12 protein-coding genes are annotated in these 14,645 nt (G+C 76.4%); 6 read left to right on the plus strand and 6 right to left on the minus strand.

Annotated features, from left to right (window positions below; genetic code table 11):
• Positions 1–650: 650 nt before the first annotated feature.
• A complete protein-coding gene (locus tag H6H00_RS16505; protein WP_185716656.1) occupies positions 651–2,699 on the minus strand; it encodes a cation:proton antiporter in 2,049 nt (682 codons plus the stop codon).
• Between the two features lie 84 nt (positions 2,700–2,783).
• Here H6H00_RS16505 and H6H00_RS16510 point away from each other — a divergent pair, with 84 nt between their 5' ends.
• Complete coding sequence (locus H6H00_RS16510) at positions 2,784–3,614, plus strand: protein kinase domain-containing protein (RefSeq protein WP_221775556.1); 831 nt, start codon at positions 2,784–2,786, stop codon at positions 3,612–3,614.
• 30 nt (positions 3,615–3,644) lie between these two features.
• Here the strand turns inward: H6H00_RS16510 and H6H00_RS32690 are convergent, their stop codons facing one another.
• The 3 genes from H6H00_RS32690 to H6H00_RS16525 all read right to left on the minus strand — a co-directional run bounded on the left by H6H00_RS32690 (position 3,645) and on the right by H6H00_RS16525 (position 7,331).
• The gene (locus tag H6H00_RS32690; protein WP_304633109.1) at positions 3,645–5,399 is read right to left on the minus strand and encodes a serine/threonine-protein kinase; all 1,755 of its coding nucleotides are present in this window, start codon (positions 5,397–5,399) and stop codon (positions 3,645–3,647) included.
• Between the two features lie 79 nt (positions 5,400–5,478).
• Positions 5,479–6,867, minus strand: coding sequence for a hypothetical protein (locus H6H00_RS16520; RefSeq protein WP_185716659.1), 1,389 nt, complete (start codon positions 6,865–6,867; stop codon positions 5,479–5,481).
• 53 nt (positions 6,868–6,920) lie between these two features.
• On the minus strand, positions 6,921–7,331 hold the full coding sequence (locus H6H00_RS16525) for a secondary thiamine-phosphate synthase enzyme YjbQ (RefSeq protein ID WP_185716660.1): 411 nt from the start codon (positions 7,329–7,331) through the stop codon (positions 6,921–6,923).
• A 29-nt stretch (positions 7,332–7,360) separates the two neighbouring features.
• Between H6H00_RS16525 and H6H00_RS16530 the strand changes: the two genes are divergently transcribed.
• Positions 7,361–8,371 (plus strand): aminotransferase class V-fold PLP-dependent enzyme, encoded by a 1,011-nt coding sequence (locus H6H00_RS16530; protein ID WP_185716661.1) that lies wholly within the window; start codon positions 7,361–7,363, stop codon positions 8,369–8,371.
• Between the two features lie 19 nt (positions 8,372–8,390).
• Here the strand turns inward: H6H00_RS16530 and H6H00_RS16535 are convergent, their stop codons facing one another.
• Positions 8,391–8,831 (minus strand): DUF4439 domain-containing protein, encoded by a 441-nt coding sequence (locus H6H00_RS16535; RefSeq protein ID WP_185716662.1) that lies wholly within the window; start codon positions 8,829–8,831, stop codon positions 8,391–8,393.
• Positions 8,828–9,310, minus strand: coding sequence for a hypothetical protein (locus H6H00_RS16540; protein WP_221775557.1), 483 nt, complete (start codon positions 9,308–9,310; stop codon positions 8,828–8,830). Before H6H00_RS16540 ends, H6H00_RS16535 begins: the two co-directional genes overlap by 4 nt.
• 175 nt (positions 9,311–9,485) lie before the next feature.
• Here H6H00_RS16540 and rimP point away from each other — a divergent pair, with 175 nt between their 5' ends.
• From rimP to infB, 4 genes are all read left to right on the plus strand, one after another.
• A complete protein-coding gene (gene rimP, locus H6H00_RS16545; protein WP_185716663.1) occupies positions 9,486–10,064 on the plus strand; it encodes a ribosome maturation factor RimP in 579 nt (192 codons plus the stop codon).
• A complete protein-coding gene (nusA, locus tag H6H00_RS16550; protein WP_185716664.1) occupies positions 10,061–11,098 on the plus strand; it encodes a transcription termination factor NusA in 1,038 nt (345 codons plus the stop codon). Before rimP ends, nusA begins: the two co-directional genes overlap by 4 nt.
• A gap of 158 nt (positions 11,099–11,256) precedes the next feature.
• The gene (locus H6H00_RS16555; RefSeq protein WP_379539693.1) at positions 11,257–11,502 is read left to right on the plus strand and encodes a YlxR family protein; all 246 of its coding nucleotides are present in this window, start codon (positions 11,257–11,259) and stop codon (positions 11,500–11,502) included.
• Positions 11,503–11,595: 93 nt separating this feature from the next.
• Positions 11,596–14,628: a translation initiation factor IF-2 gene (gene infB / locus H6H00_RS16560; protein WP_185716665.1), complete on the plus strand. Its 3,033-nt coding sequence runs from the start codon at positions 11,596–11,598 to the stop codon at positions 14,626–14,628.
• The last annotated feature ends 17 nt before the right edge of the window (positions 14,629–14,645 follow it).

Here is a 14,645-nt window from a genome sequence, read left to right on the forward strand (position 1 = left end):
AATCGAAGCGGATTGTCGCAGCTCAGGGACCGTTCGGCGCATGGCTGGGCGCTTCGGATGGTGGTCTGTCCGCCATTCTTCGGCGTGGTGCGCTGGCGCCGGTCGGGCGTTGGGTCGTCTGGGGTGAGCTACCGGATGACGTGGTGGGGTGGGCGGCCGTCCCCGACCGACGTGCCCGACCCGGGCTCGGGGGCTCGGTCGGGTGGGGCGAGACGTCCGGTGGTCCCGAACCGCGACCCCCACCGCCCGGATCGACCCCGTGCGTGACCGGTTGGCGTCCTGGCCCGCAGTAGACCGGACCACGGCCGAGACCGGCACCGAGCTGTGCGTCCGAGACGTCCTTTAAAACGGTTACGGGCCATCACGATGGATCGGCAGAGACCGATCCACCGAACACACCGTCGCCGAACCCGCCCGGCGCCACCAGCAAATCCTCGGCGCCGCACCGCCGAACCCGCCCGGCGCCACGCGCAAACTCCGCGGCGCCGCATCGCCGAACTCGCTCAGCGCCACCGGCAAACTTGCCGAGCGTCTGCGGCAACTCGCCGGCCCGCAACGGCAAACTCGCTGGGCGTGGTCGGCAAACTCGCCGGGCGGCAACGGCAAACTCGCCGGGCGGCGTCGGCAAACTCGCCGGGGTGGGGGCGGGGTCAGGGGTGGCGGGCGTCGGTGGGGGTGACGGTGATGCGGGACAGGGACTGGTCCAGGTCGTCGTCCCGGTCCGCCCCCGACGGCCGCACCCGCAGCACCACCGCGTGCTCCCCGAGGTCGACGGGCGGGTCGGCGGAGTCGGGCAGCACCACCACCGCGGCCTGCGCGATCTCGCCGGCCCGTGCGGGCCGGGCCGTGACGCCGCGGCGGGTCAGGGCGTCGGCGGCGGCCCCGGTCCGGCGCGACCCCCCGCGCCCGTCGGCGGAGTCGACCGCCACCTCGTCGGAGCCGCGCAGGGCCAGGTGCGCGGCGATCCGCAGGGCCGCGCGCCCGCCCGCCGCGCCGTCGACGAGGGCCAGCGGGGTGCCGGTCGAGGCCTCGCCGGCCCCGAACCGGGCCACGACCACCGTGGTCTCGGGGACCGCGGCCAGCGCCGCGACGGCGGTGTCGGCGTCCCCGGTGAGCAGCACGAGATCGGCGCCGAGGGTGCCGGCGAGCGCGGCCGGATCGAGGCCGAACCGGGCCACCACCGACGCGGGCGTGCCGCAGGCCTCCAGCTCACGGGCCAGGGTGCGCAGCTCGTCACCGGCCGCGGCGATCATGCCGAGCTCGGCGCCCAGCCCGCTGGCCACCTCCAGCTCCACCTGCGCGGGCAGCAGCCGGCACAGGACGACGCGGGCGGGGTGCTCGCGCCCGGTGAGGTCGCGGGCGAGCTCGGCGACGCGCCGCCCGTCCGCCGGGTCGTCGACGACGGCGAGCACCGTGAACGCGTCGACCTCGCCCAGCTCGGCGCGCTCCGCCGCCGCCAGCTCGCGGGCCAGCACGCGGTCGGGGTAGACGAGCTTCATCAGCGGGCCGGTCATGGCCGTCGTCACCAGCGCCATGATCACCATGAGGGTGAACATCGCGGGGCTGAGCACGCCGAGCTGCAGCCCCACCTGCAGGATCACGATCTCGGTCAGCCCGCGGGTGTTCATCAGCACGCCCAGCGCGGTCGACTGCCGCCGCGGCATCCCCTGCGCCCGCGCCGCCACCGAGGCGCCGAGGAACTTGCCGGCGATCGCGGCCACGAGGATCAGCCCGAGCTGCCAGATCCCGGCCGGCCCGACCGCGCCGACGTCGACCTGCAGCCCGGCGACGACGAAGAACACCGGCAACAGCAGGAGCAGGCTGACCTGCTCGAGGCGCTCCAGGATCTCCCGCGTCAGCGCGGCGGCCTCGCGGCGCGGCATGACCGCCCCGAACAGGAACGCGCCGAAGATCGCGTGCACCCCGATGATCTCGGTGATCCAGGCCGACGCGAGCAGCCCGGCCAGGACGACCGCGAGGATGTCGGGGGTCAGCCGCCCGGCCCGGGCGTGCCAGCCGACCAGCCGGGCGAGCAGCGGGCGGACCCCGAAGAACATGACGAGCGCGAACAGCAGCGTCCAGCCCATGATCACCAGTGCGCCGCCGGCGCTGCCCCCCGCCGCCACCGCGACGACGACGGCGAGCAGCGTCCACCCGATGACGTCGTCGATCGCGGCGCAGGCCAGCGCCAGCACCCCGGTCGGCGTCCGCTGCATGCCCCGCTCGGTGAGGATGCGGGCGAGCACCGGCAGCGCGGTGATCGACATCGCCACGCCCATGAACAGCGCGAACGGCAGGAGCGGGACGGACTCCGCGTGGTAGGGGTGCAGGACCAGCGCGACCCCGACGCCGAGCGCGAACGGCAGCACGACCGAGCCCGCCGCGACCGCACCGGCGGCCCGGCGGCGCCCGCGGATCAGCGAGAGGTCGACCTCCAGCCCGACGATGAACATGAACAGCGCCAGGCCGAGCTGCGCGATCACCGACAGGAACGGGCGGACGTCGGGCGGGAACAGCACCTGGTCCAGGTCGCCGGGGAACGCCCCCAGCAGCGTCGGCCCGAGCGCGATGCCCGCGACGATCTCGCCGATCACCGCGGGCTGCCCGACGCGCCGGAACAACCGGCCCGTCAGCCGGGCCGCGACCACCACGATCGCGACGTCGAGCAGGACGTAGGCGATCACGTGCTTCATGTCCATCCGGGCGCCCTCCCTCGAGGCGCGCGTATGTTATCGACCACCCGCCGGGAGCCCGCCCGGCGCGACGACCAGGCGAGGAGCGGCGTGGACGCTGCGCTGACGGCCCCCTCCGCGGTGGCCGACTACGAGATCGTGCGGTTGCTCGGCGAGGGCAACCACGGCCGCTACTACCTGGCCCGCCCGCCCGCGCGCCTCGGGCTGGCCGAGGAGTTCGTCGCGCTGAAGGTGTTCGGCGACCGCGTGGGGGAGCAGGCCTACGAGCGCGGCGTGCGGGAGCTGCGCGCGTTCGCCGCGGTCCGCTCGCCGTACCTGGTGCGGGTCTTCGACGCCGTGCTGGAGGACAGCTTCGTCTACGCGATGGAGTACTTCCCGCTCGGTTCGCTCGCCGCCCCGGCCGGGGCCGTCGACCGCGCCACGACGCTGCTCGCCCTGGAGCACGCCGCCCGTGCCGCGCACGCGCTGCACGAGGCCGGGCTCGCGCACGGCGACGTCAAGCCGGCCAACGTCCTGCTCGCCGGGGACGCGGGCGGGCCGCCGGCCGGCGGGCGCCTGTCCGACCTCGGGCTCGCCCGGCACCTCAGCCCCGGCACGACGCTGACCGGCATGGGCCGCGCCAGCTCCGTCGAGTTCACCGATCCCGACCTGCTCGCCGGTGCCCGCCCCTCGCGCCGCACCGAGGTGTGGGCGCTGGGCGCCACGGTCCACCGCGCGCTCGCCGGCACCGGCCTGTTCGGCGACCTCCCCGACACGCAGCCGCTGCTGGCGATCCGCAAGGTCCTGTCCGGGCAGCCGGTGGTGCACCCGGGCCTCGCCCCCGCCGACGCCGACCTCGTGCGGGCCTGCCTCGCGGAGGGGTCCGCGCGACTGGCCACCGCCGAGCAGGTCGCCGACCGGCTGGCCGACCTGCCCCGGTGAACCGGGCCCGCGCGGACCGTCGCGGGCCGCTCAGAGGAACCCGCCGAACGACCACCAGTCGTAGAGGACGGCGGCGTCGCCGTCGGACCGGGTGACGACGGCCCGGGTGCGGGTGCGGGGATCGGTCCAGTCGATCGTGGCACCCGTCGCGGCCTCGGCGTAGCAGGCGAGCGCCCCGGTCTCGCGGTTGCGGGACCAGCTCCCGGCCGTGGCGGTCCCGTCGCGGCAGGTGGTGATGTCGCCCTCGGGGAGCGCGCGGGCGGTGGCGTCGGCGGCGTGGTCGGCCGCGAGCTGCGCCTCGGCGGCGTAGTGCAGGAACGTCGCCGTGCCCGGGCCGTTCGCAGGCCCGTCCGTGCAGGTCAGGGCGGCGTCGACGGCCGGGGACTCGCGGTCGGGCGCGGGCGCGCAGTTCGCCGCGGAGAACCCGATCGGCAGGACGGCCAGCAGCGACTGCTGCGCGGGCGTCAGGTCGGCGGGGGGCTGCGGGGGGTCGGTGGCGCGGGGGAGCAGCAGCACCGCCGCCACGACCGCCGCGACCACCAGCACCGCACCGCCCGCCACGAACGGCCACGGCGACCGGCGCGGGGCCGCGGCGGGTGCGGCGGGCGGGCGGTACGCCGGGAGCGGGGCGTTCGACGTCGCCGCGTGCCGGAGGGGGGTCTCGCGTCCCAGGGGGGTCGTCGCGTCCGGACCCCACCCGGGACCCGGACGGGCGGGCGCGGGACGGTCCGGCGGGCGCGGCGGCGGGGCCGGCCGGTCGGTCGGGGCGGGCCGCGGCTGGTCCGCCCGCGCCCGGCGGGCCGCGCGCTCGAGCGCCGCGCGGTCGATCAGCTGGGCGTGGTCGGAGGGCAGGTCGGGCGGTGCGGCCGGGACGATCGTCGGCTGGTCGGGGGCGACGCCGGGCCGGGCCGGTTCGGGGCGCGCCGGTTCGGGACGGGACAGGTCGGCGACCGTCACCGACCCGTCGAGCGCCTTGCGCGCGGCCACGGCGAGCGCCCCGGCCGACGGGAAGCGCTGCGCCGGGTCCTTCGCCATGCCGCGCGCCACGACGTCGTCGATCGTGGCGGGCGCGGCGACCCGGTGCTGCGACGGCCGGGGCGGTGGGGTGCGCAGGTGCGCCCGCATCAGCGCGGGCAGCCCCTCCACCGGGAACGGCTTCTCCCCGGTCAGGCACTCGTGCAGCACGCAGGCCAGCGCGTAGACGTCGGCGCGCCCGTCGACCGGCTGCTCCAGGAACCGCTCCGGGGCCATGTAGTCCAGCGTGCCGACGGCCGTGCCCGCCCGCGTGATCCCGGCCCCGGTGGTGTCGCTGCTCAGCGAGCGCGCGATGCCGAAGTCGACGAGGTAGGCGAAGTCGTCGCCGTCCTCGTTCGCGGCGAGGAGCACGTTGGACGGCTTGACGTCGCGGTGGATCAGCCCGGACCGGTGCGCGCTGTCCAGCGCCCGCGCGACCTGCGAGAGCACCCCGACCGCCCGGGCCGGGGACAGCCGCCCGGACCGCTCCAGCAGCTCCGCGAGGTCCTCGCCCTCGACCAGGCGCATGTCGAGGTAGAGCCGGCCGTCGATCTCGCCCCAGTTGTGGATGGGGATGACGTGCGGATCGGTCAGGCGCGCCGTCACCCGCGACTCGCGCAGGAACCGCTGCCGGAACTCCGCGTCCTCGCCCAGGTCGGCGTGCAGGAGCTTCAGGGCGACCGTGCGGTCCTGCGCCACGTGGTAGGCGCGGTGGACCTCGCCCATCCCGCCGCTCCCGAGCAGCCCGTCGAGCCGGTACGGCCCGAACATCTCCGCCACGACCCTCCCGCTCCCCTCGTCGGTGGGACCGAGTATCGACGGTGCCGCCGCACGGCGCCCGCCTCGGGGGTCAGATCGAGGGCAGGCGGGCGCTGGCCAGCACGGCGTCGAGGTCGGCGCGGTCGGCGAGCGGGGGAGCGTCGGCCGGGCCGCCCGCGGTGTCACCGTTGACGACGAGGACGGCCGTGCCGGGCGAGCCGTCGGGTCCGGTGGTGGGCAGGGCGAGCAGGAGCACGGTGCCCTCGGTGGCGAGGCAGCCGTCGTCGGTGGGGGTGCGGGAGGTGGCCTCGACGAGCTGGCCCGCGACCCCGCCGGCCTCGAACGGGCGGGGTGCGGACACCTGGACGTCGGGCGTGGCGCCGTCGGCGGAGAGGTAGAACGACGAGCCGGTCTCGCGCGCGAACGACGTCGCGACCGCGTCGGCGGGCCGCGCACCCGGCACGAACGCGCTCGCGACGACCCCGCGGAAGTACTGGTTGCCGTCGCACTCGTAGCCGGGGGCGTCGGCGCGCCCCTCCAGCGGGGCGCCGAGGACGGAGCCGACGTTCGGCGAGTCGGTCCACTCCGGTGGCACCGCGTAGGTGAGGGTCGCGGTGGTGATGGTCCGGAAGTCGGCGGGGACGCGCTGCTCGGTGGTCCGGTTCAGGAGCAGGTAGCCGCCGACGCCCAGCACGGCGAGCAGCAGCACCCCGACGGAGACCAGCGCGACGAGGCGGCCGCGGCGCGGCGGCGGGGGAGGCGGCGGGGCCCAGCCGCCCCACGGCTGCGGCTGCTGCCCCCAGGCCTGCTGTCCCCACGGCTGCTGTCCCCACGGCTGCTGACCCGGTACCTGCTGACCGGGAGCGTGCTGACCGGGTGCGTGCTGTCCCGGCTGATGTCCCCAGGCCTGCGGGCCGGGATCCGGTGGGCCCCACGGCGTCCCGACCTGCGTCGGCGGGTTCCCCCACTGCGGCGACGGGCCGGTGCCCACCGGGGGCTGCTGCCCGGTCGGCCATCCGGGCGCGGACGCGGCGCCCGGGGGCTGACCGGGCCCCCACGGACCACCGGGTCCCCACTGCTGGCCGGGTCCCCACTGCTGGCCGGGTCCCCACTGCTGGTCGGGTCCCCACTGCTGGTCGGGTCCCCACTGCTGGTCGGCGGACCAGCCGAGCCGGGTCTCCGGGGCCGCGGGCGGGTGCGGGCCGGACGGGTGCCGGCCGGACGGGTCACCGGCCCACGGCGAACCCGCCTGTCCGGGCGGCCACCCACCGGCGACGGTCGGGTCGGCGGGCCCGGCCGGGGTGGGGTCCGCGGCGGGCGCCCCCTCCTCGGACCAGTCGCGGCCCCGGGCCGCGAACGGCGGGTCCTGGGGCGGCGCGGCGAACGAGGTGACGTCCGGATCGGGTGCGGCGGACCGGGCCCCGTCGTCCGCACCAGCATCCGGACCGTCGTCCGGCGAGCCCCCCTGCGGCGTCGTCACGGTTCGCGACTCTAGGACACCGCCGCTGCGCCGATCGGCCCACCCGTGCCCGGTCAGCCCGCCAGGAACGACAGGCGCACCGACCGGACGGGGTTGTCGCCGTTGGTGTCGACCAGGCAGACCGACTGCCAGGTGCCCAGCGTCGGGCGCCCGCCGAGCACCGGGACCGTGATCGACGGGGCGACGATCCCGGGCAGCACGTGGTCGCGCCCGTGACCCGCGCTCCCGTGGCGGTGGCCCCACCGGTCGTCGGCGGGCAGGAGGGCGCGCAGGGCCGTGAGCAGGTCGGTGTCGCTGCCCGCCCCGGTCTCGATCACCGCGATCCCCGCGGTGGCGTGCGGCACCCACACGCTGAGCAGGCCGTCGCCGCCGTCGCCGGAGGCGAGGAACGCGTCGATCTCGGCGGTCAGGTCGACGACGGTCTCGCGGTCGCCGGTCCGGATCTGGATCACTTCGCTGCGCATGGGCCCAGCGTCGCACTAGCGTCGGCCGGGTGCGCAGCGCCTTCGACCGCTCCTTCGACGTCCCGCACGGCTACCTCAACACCGCGAGCATCGGCGTGCCGCCGGTCGACGTCGCCGACGCCGTGGCCGCGGCGGTGCTGGGGTGGCGCACCGGGTCCGCCCGGCCCGGCGACTTCGACGCGCCCGTCGCGACCGCGCGGGAAGCCTGGGCGCGGCTGGTCGGGGTGCCGGTCGGGCGGGTGGCGCTCGGGGCGACGGTGTCCGGGCTCGTGTCGCTGGTGGCCGCCGCGCTGCCGCGGCCGTCGCGGGTGCTCGTCGCCGCGGGGGAGTTCACGAGCGTCAGCTGGCCGTTCGCCGCGCGCGGCCACGACCTGACCGAGGTCCCCCTCGACGAGGTGGGGGCGCGGGCGGCCGAGTTCGACGCCGTCGCCGTCGCGGTGGTGCAGTCGGCCGACGGACGGATCGTCGACCTCGACGCCCTGCGCGCGGCCCGCGCGTCCGGCACCCGCGTCGTCCTGGACGCGACGCAGGCCACCGGCTGGCTCGACGCCGACCTCGGCTGGGCCGACGCCGTCACCGGCGGCGCGTACAAGTGGCTGCTCAGCCCGCGCGGGGCGGCCTGGCTCGCCGTCCACCCGGAGTGGGACCTGCCCGCCGAGCAGGCGGGCTGGTTCGCCGGTGCCGACGTCTGGGACAGCGTCTACGGCCTCCCGCTGCGCCTGGCCCCCGACGCGCGGGCGCTGGACACGTCACCGGCCTGGTTCAGCCACGTCGGCGCGGCCGTCGCGCTGCCGTGGCTGGTCGGGCTCGACCGCGCCGCGGTGCACGCCCACTGCACCGGCCTGGCCGACGCCCTGCGCGCCGGGCTGGGGATGGAGCCGGCCGGGTCGGCGATCGTCGCGGTCCGGACGCCGGGCGCGCAGGAGCGGCTGGCCGCCGCCGGGATCGCGTGTGCGGCGCGCGCCGGAGCCGCCCGCCTCGCGTTCCACCTCTACACGGACCGGGCCGACGTCGACCGCGCGCTGGACGCCCTCACCTGAGCGGCGCCGCGCGGGCGGGTCAGAGGCCGGGGAAGTCCGGGATCGCCGGCGGGCTGCCGACCACCACCCGCCACCGGGCGCACCGCAGCGTGCCCTGGGTGAGGGCGTCGAGCGCCGCGCTGCGCAGCGGGCGGTCCCCGGTGCGCTCCAGCACCGACCGCCACGCGCCGAGCGCGTCGGTCTCCGCGACGACCGCCAGCGCCGCCGCCGACGCGGCGTCGACGACCGGTTCGGGCGGCGCGTAGGACGGCTGGGCCGACACCGCGCGCGCCCCGAGCTGCGACAGGGTCGTCTCCACGGCCGCCCGCAGCCTGCGGTGCGCCGCGGCGTCGTCGCGCGCCTGCGCCCGGTTCTGCGGGCCCAGGAACGCCACCGCCAGGCCGTAGGCCCACAGCGCGGCGTGCTCCGCGGCGAGCGCGGCCTGCAGGGCGTCGGTGGAGTCCTCGTCGATCTGGCTCATCCCAGCACCGCCCCGTAGGTGGCGCAGCAGGCCGAGATGGACGCGACGAGCCCGACGCGCTCGGCGGGCAGGCCGAGCGCCGCCTCGGCCGCGGCCCGCGCCGACGCCGTGACGGCGGCGCGGAGCTCGGCCAGCTCGGCCGCGGTCGGGGCCGCGGACGGGTCGGCGGGGGAGGGCGTCGCGGCGGCGGCCGCGCCCGGCTCCGGGGCCCCGGCCAGGCGGGCGATCTCGGCGTCGAGTGCGGCGGCGTGCGCCGTGCGGGCGGCCTGCAGCGGGTCGACGCGGGCGGCCAGGTCGGGCTCGGCGGCCACGACGGCGGCGGCGAGCAGCGCGTCGGCCCGGGCCGCGTCGGCGAGGGCGATCAGCGGGTCCGGCCCGTCGTCGACGCCGACGGCGGCGCACCCGGCGAGCGGCGACAGCGCGACCGGAGCCAGCACCAGCGCCGCGAGCACGCGACGGCGCGACGGCCCTCCTGGCACGACCCCTCCTCGGTGCCCCGCCGGTCCGTCGGCCGGGACGGGCGCCCATCCTGCCAGGCACCCCCTCGGCCCCCGCTGCCGGAGCGCGCGTGGCCGGAGCACCCCGTGCGGCGCGCTACGCTGGCTGGCCCGTCCGGCCGCCCGCCCCGGCACCACCGACACCCCAGGAGAACGCATGTCCACCCACCGCCCGGCGCAGCAGGGCACCCCGCTGCACGGCGTGCTGGAGCCCGTCGTCACCGCGGCGGGGTTCGTGCTCGACGAGCTCGACGTGCACACCGTGGGCCGGCGGCACACCGTCCGGCTGGTGGTGGACTCCGACTCGGGGGTGGGCCTCGACGAGATCGCCCGGGTCTCTCGCGCGGCGTCGGCGGAGCTGGAGCTGCACGAGGACCTGATCCCCGGCTCCTACACCCTCGAGGTGACCTCGCCGGGCGTCGACCGGCCGCTGACGCTGCCCCGGCACTGGCGGCGCAACCGGCTCCGGCAGGTGCTCGTGCGGCTCGCCGACGGGAGCACCCTGACGGGCCGGGTCGGCGACGCGGCCGAGGACGCGGTCACGCTCCTGGTCGAGGGGAAGCTCCGGGAGCTGCGCCTCGCCGACGTCGCGCACGCGGCGGTGCAGGTGGAGTTCCGCAAGCCGCCCGCGGCGGAGCTGAGCGCCCTGGGCGCGGCCCCGGCCGACGAGGACCCCGACGACGACCCCGACGACGCAGCCGAGTTCGACACAACTGAAGACGAGGACCACTCATGAACGTCGACATCGCCGCCCTGCGCGCGATCGAGCGCGACAAGGACATCCCGTTCGAGACGGTGATCGAGGCCATCGAGACGGCCCTGCTCACCGCCTACCGGCACACCGACGGCCACGAGGCGCACGCCCGCGTCGACATCGACCGCAAGTCCGGCCTGGTCCGCGTGATGGCGCAGGAGCTGGGCGAGGGCGGCGTCGTCGACCGGGAGTGGGACGACACCCCCGAGGGCTTCGGCCGCATCGCCGCCACCACCGCGCGCCAGGTCATCCTGCAGCGGCTGCGCGACGCCGAGCACGAGCGCACCTACGGGGAGTTCGCCACGAAGGAGGGCGAGATCGTCGCGGGCATCGTGCAGCGCGACGCGCGCGCCAACGCCCGCGGCGTCGTCATCGTCTCCCTGGGCGGCCAGACCGAGGGCGTGCTGCCCGCGGCCGAGCAGGTGCCCGGCGAGACCTACGCGCACGGCGAGCGGATCCGCTGCTACGTCGTCGGCGTGACGCGCGGGATGCGCGGCACCCAGATCACGCTGAGCCGCACGCACCCCAACCTCGTCCGCAAGCTCTTCGCGTTCGAGGTCCCGGAGCTGGTCGACGGCACGGTGGAGATCGTCGCCGTGGCCCGCGAGGCCGGGCACCGGTCCAAGATCGCGGTGCGGTCGACCGTCGCCGGGGTCAACCCCAAGGGCAGCTGCATCGGCCCGATGGGCCAGCGGGTGCGGGGCGTGATGAGCGAGCTCGCCGGCGAGAAGATCGACATCATCGACTGGGACGAGGACCCCGCGACGTTCGTGGGCAACGCGCTGTCCCCGTCGAAGGTGGTGTCGGTCACCGTGATCGACGCCGCCACGCGCTCGGCGCGCGTCGTCGTCCCGGACTTCCAGCTCTCCCTGGCCATCGGCAAGGAGGGCCAGAACGCCCGGCTGGCGGCCCGTCTGACCGGGTGGCGCATCGACATCCGCAGCGACGCCGACCCGCGCGGTGCGGTCGACGCGCCGCAGGAGCCGGCCGGCTCGGAGTCGGAGTCGGTCGGCTGACCGCCTCCCGTCGTGGCGACCACCCCCCGGGGTGTGGGCTACACTCAGCAACGGTCCCCGTTCCGGGCCCGGTTCCCGCTCGACGCACCCCTCCGGTGCGCACCTGCGTCGGATGTCGGACACGGGCGGAGGCCGACGATCTGCTGCGGGTCGTCGTGGTGGACGGGGTCCTCACCCCGGACCCACGTCGACGGTTCCCCGGCCGAGGTGCCTGGCTGCACCCCGACCCGGAGTGCCTCCACCGCGCCGAGCGGCGCTCGGCGTTCCCGCGGGCGCTGCGCGTCCCGGGGAAGCTGGACACCGCCGAGGTCCGGGCGCATCTCCACCGCGCCCGGGAAGGAACGTCTGGGGTCCGGGACACACCCGGATCCGTCATCGAGGAGAGCAAGGTCGACCCGTCATGAGCCAGTCGTGAAGATCGCACCATGAACGTGCTTCGACACTAGGTTCGAGGTCGAGCGGGACCAGCCGCCGGCCTCCGAGTAACAAGGAGTGCAGTGGCAGGCAAGGCCCGTGTGCACGAGCTCGCTAAAGAGCTCGGCATCTCCAGCAAGCAGGTCCTCAGCAAGCTGCAGGACCTCGGCGAGTACGTGAAGTCGCCGTCCTCCACCGTCGAGGCGCCGGTCGCCCGCAAGCTGCGGGAGTCCGTGTCCGGCGGCAACGGCGGGGGTCGCCCGCGCGGCGGCTCGTCCGCCCCGTCCGCCGTTCCCGGCCCGCCCCGTTCCGGTGGCGTGCCCGGACCCCGTCCCGGCCCGCGCCCCGCGGCCCCGGCGGCACCCGCCGCCCCCGCGGCGCCCGCCGAGCCCGCGGCCCCGGCCCGTCCGGCGGCCGAGCGCACCGAGGCCCCGGCGCAGCGTCCGAGCAGCCCCGGCGGCGGCAGCGGCCCGCGTCCCGGACCCCGTCCGGGCCCGGCCGCGACGCCCGAGCCGATCCGGTCCGAGCCCGCGGTCGCGGAGCGCACGCCGGCCCCGCCGGCCGCGCGTCCCGGCCCGCAGTCGCGCCCGGAGCAGGCCCGTCCCGAGCAGCAGCCGGCCGCGGCCGACGCCGGTTCCGCCGTCGTCCCGCCGAAGCCGTCCGGTCCGCGTCCGGGCCCGCGCACGCCGCGCGTCGGCAACAACCCGTTCGGCGTCGGCTCCGGGGCCCCGCCCCGGCCGGCTGCGCCGCGTCCCGGCCCGCCCGCCCAGCCGGGCGGCAGCGCTCCGGCCGGACCGGCCCCGCAGGGCGACCGGCCGGCTCCCGGCCAGGGCGCCCCGCGTCCCGGCGGCCCCGGTCAGGGCGGCCCCCGTCCGGGCGGTCCCCGTCCCGGCGGTCCGCGTCCCCCCAACCCGGGCAACATGCCCCCGCGCCCGAACCCCGGCATGATGCCGGCGCGTCCGGCCGGTGGGCGTCCCGCGCCCGGTGGGCGCGGCGGTCCCGGCGGTCCCGGTGGACGTCCCGGTGGCCCGGGCGGTCGTCCGGGCGGTCCCGGTGGTCGTCCCGGCGGTGGCGGCGGTTTCCGTCCCGGTGGCGGCGGTCCCGGTGGTCCCGGTGGCGCTCCCGCCGGCGGTGGCTTCCGCGGCGGTCCCGGTGGCGGCGGTGGCCGTCCCGGCGGCCCGCGCGGTCGCGGCGGTGCCGCGGGCGCCTTCGGCCGTCCCGGTGGTCCGGTGCGCAAGGGCCGCAAGTCGAAGCGCGCGAAGCGCCAGGAGTTCGAGTCCATGCAGGCCCCGTCGGCCGGCGGCGTCCGCCTGCCCCGGGGCAACGGCGAGACGATCAAGCTCGCCCGTGGCGCGTCGCTGACCGACTTCGCCGACAAGATCGGCGCCAACCCGGCGTCGCTCGTGCAGGTGCTGTTCCACCTCGGTGAGATGGTCACCAACACGCAGTCGGTGTCCGACGAGATCCTCGAGCTGCTCGGCAGCGAGATGAACTACGTCGTGCAGGTCGTCAGCCCCGAGGAGGAGGACCGCGAGCTGCTCGACAGCTTCTCCATCTCCTACGGCGAGGACGCGGGCGGCGAGGACGACCTGGTCGTCCGGCCGCCGGTCGTCACCGTCATGGGTCACGTCGACCACGGAAAGACGCGCCTGCTCGACACGATCCGCAAGGCGAACGTGATGGGCGGCGAGGCCGGTGGCATCACCCAGCACATCGGCGCCTACCAGGTGATGGCCGAGCTGGACGGCTACGAGCGCCCGATCACCTTCATCGACACCCCGGGTCACGAGGCGTTCACCGCCATGCGTGCCCGAGGCGCGAAGTCCACGGACATCGCGGTGATCGTGGTCGCCGCCGACGACGGCGTCATGCCGCAGACGGTGGAGGCGATCAACCACGCCCAGGCGGCCGACGTGCCGGTGGTCGTGGCGGTCAACAAGATCGACAAGGAGGGCGCGAACCCGGACAAGATCCGGCAGCAGCTCACCGAGTACAACCTGGTGGCCGAGGAGTACGGCGGCGACACGATGTTCGTCGACATCTCCGCCAAGCAGGGCACCAACATCGACCAGCTGCTCGAGGCGATCCTGCTCACCGCCGACGCCGCGCTCGACCTGCGGGCCAACCCGAACATGGAGGCCCAGGGCGTCGCGATCGAGGCCCACCTCGACCGCGGTCGCGGTCCGGTGGCCACGGTCCTGGTGCAGCGCGGCACGCTGCGCGTCGGCGACTCGATCGTCGCGGGCGACGCCTCCGGGCGCGTCCGGCGGATGTTCGACGAGCACGGCGAGGACATCACCGAGGCCTACCCGTCGCGCCCCGTCGCGGTGGTCGGCTTCACCTCGGTGCCCGGTGCCGGCGACACGTTCCTCGTCGTCGACGAGGACCGCGTGGCCCGGCAGATCGCCGACCGTCGTCGCGCCCGCGAGCGCAACGCCGAGCTGGCGAGCCGTCGCAAGCGCGTGTCGCTGGAGGACCTCGACGCCGCGCTGAAGGAGACCAACCAGCTCAACCTGATCATCAAGGGCGACAACTCGGGAACCGTCGAGGCTCTCGAGGACGCGCTCATGAAGATCGAGGTCGGCGACGACGTCGAGCTGCGCGTGATCCACCGCGGTGTCGGTGGCATCACCGAGGGCGACGTCAACCTCGCCATCGCCGACAACGTCATCGTCCTGGGCTTCAACGTCCGGGCCGAGGGCAAGGCGACCGAGCTGGCCAACCGCGAGGGCGTGGAGATCCGGTACTACTCCGTGATCTACCAGGCCATCGACGAGATCGAGCAGGCGCTCAAGGGCCTGCTCAAGCCCGAGTACGAGGAGGTCGTCCTCGGCCACGCGGAGGTCCGCCAGGTCTTCCGCTCCTCGCGCTTCGGCTCGATCGCCGGTTGCCTGGTGATGGACGGGATCATCCGCCGCAACGCCAAGGCGCGGTTGCTGCGCGACAGCGTCGTGGTGGCGGAGAACCTCACCGTCAACTCGCTGCGCCGGGTCAAGGACGACGTCGTCGAGGTCCGCGAGGGCTTCGAGTGCGGTCTGACGCTCGGCAACTTCAACGACGTCAAGGACGGCGACATGATCGAGACCTACGAGCTGCGCGAGAAGCCGCGCGCGTAGTTCCGGTCACCCGGGGG

The organism is Pseudonocardia petroleophila (genome assembly GCF_014235185.1).
In the GTDB taxonomy this organism is placed as follows: Bacteria; Actinomycetota; Actinomycetes; order Mycobacteriales; family Pseudonocardiaceae; genus Pseudonocardia; species Pseudonocardia petroleophila.

What these genes read in the sequence shown, in the direction of transcription:
- nusA (WP_185716664.1), top strand. Translation starts at nt 10,061, where the DNA reads ATGAACGTCGACATCGCCGCCCTGCGCGCGATCGAGCGCGACAAGGAC.
- H6H00_RS32690 (WP_304633109.1), bottom strand. Translation starts at nt 5,399, where the DNA reads ATGTTCGGGCCGTACCGGCTCGACGGGCTGCTCGGGAGCGGCGGGATG.
- H6H00_RS16535 (WP_185716662.1), bottom strand. Translation starts at nt 8,831, where the DNA reads ATGAGCCAGATCGACGAGGACTCCACCGACGCCCTGCAGGCCGCGCTC.
- H6H00_RS16505 (WP_185716656.1), bottom strand. Translation starts at nt 2,699, where the DNA reads ATGGACATGAAGCACGTGATCGCCTACGTCCTGCTCGACGTCGCGATC.
- H6H00_RS16525 (WP_185716660.1), bottom strand. Translation starts at nt 7,331, where the DNA reads ATGCGCAGCGAAGTGATCCAGATCCGGACCGGCGACCGCGAGACCGTC.
- rimP (WP_185716663.1), top strand. Translation starts at nt 9,486, where the DNA reads ATGTCCACCCACCGCCCGGCGCAGCAGGGCACCCCGCTGCACGGCGTG.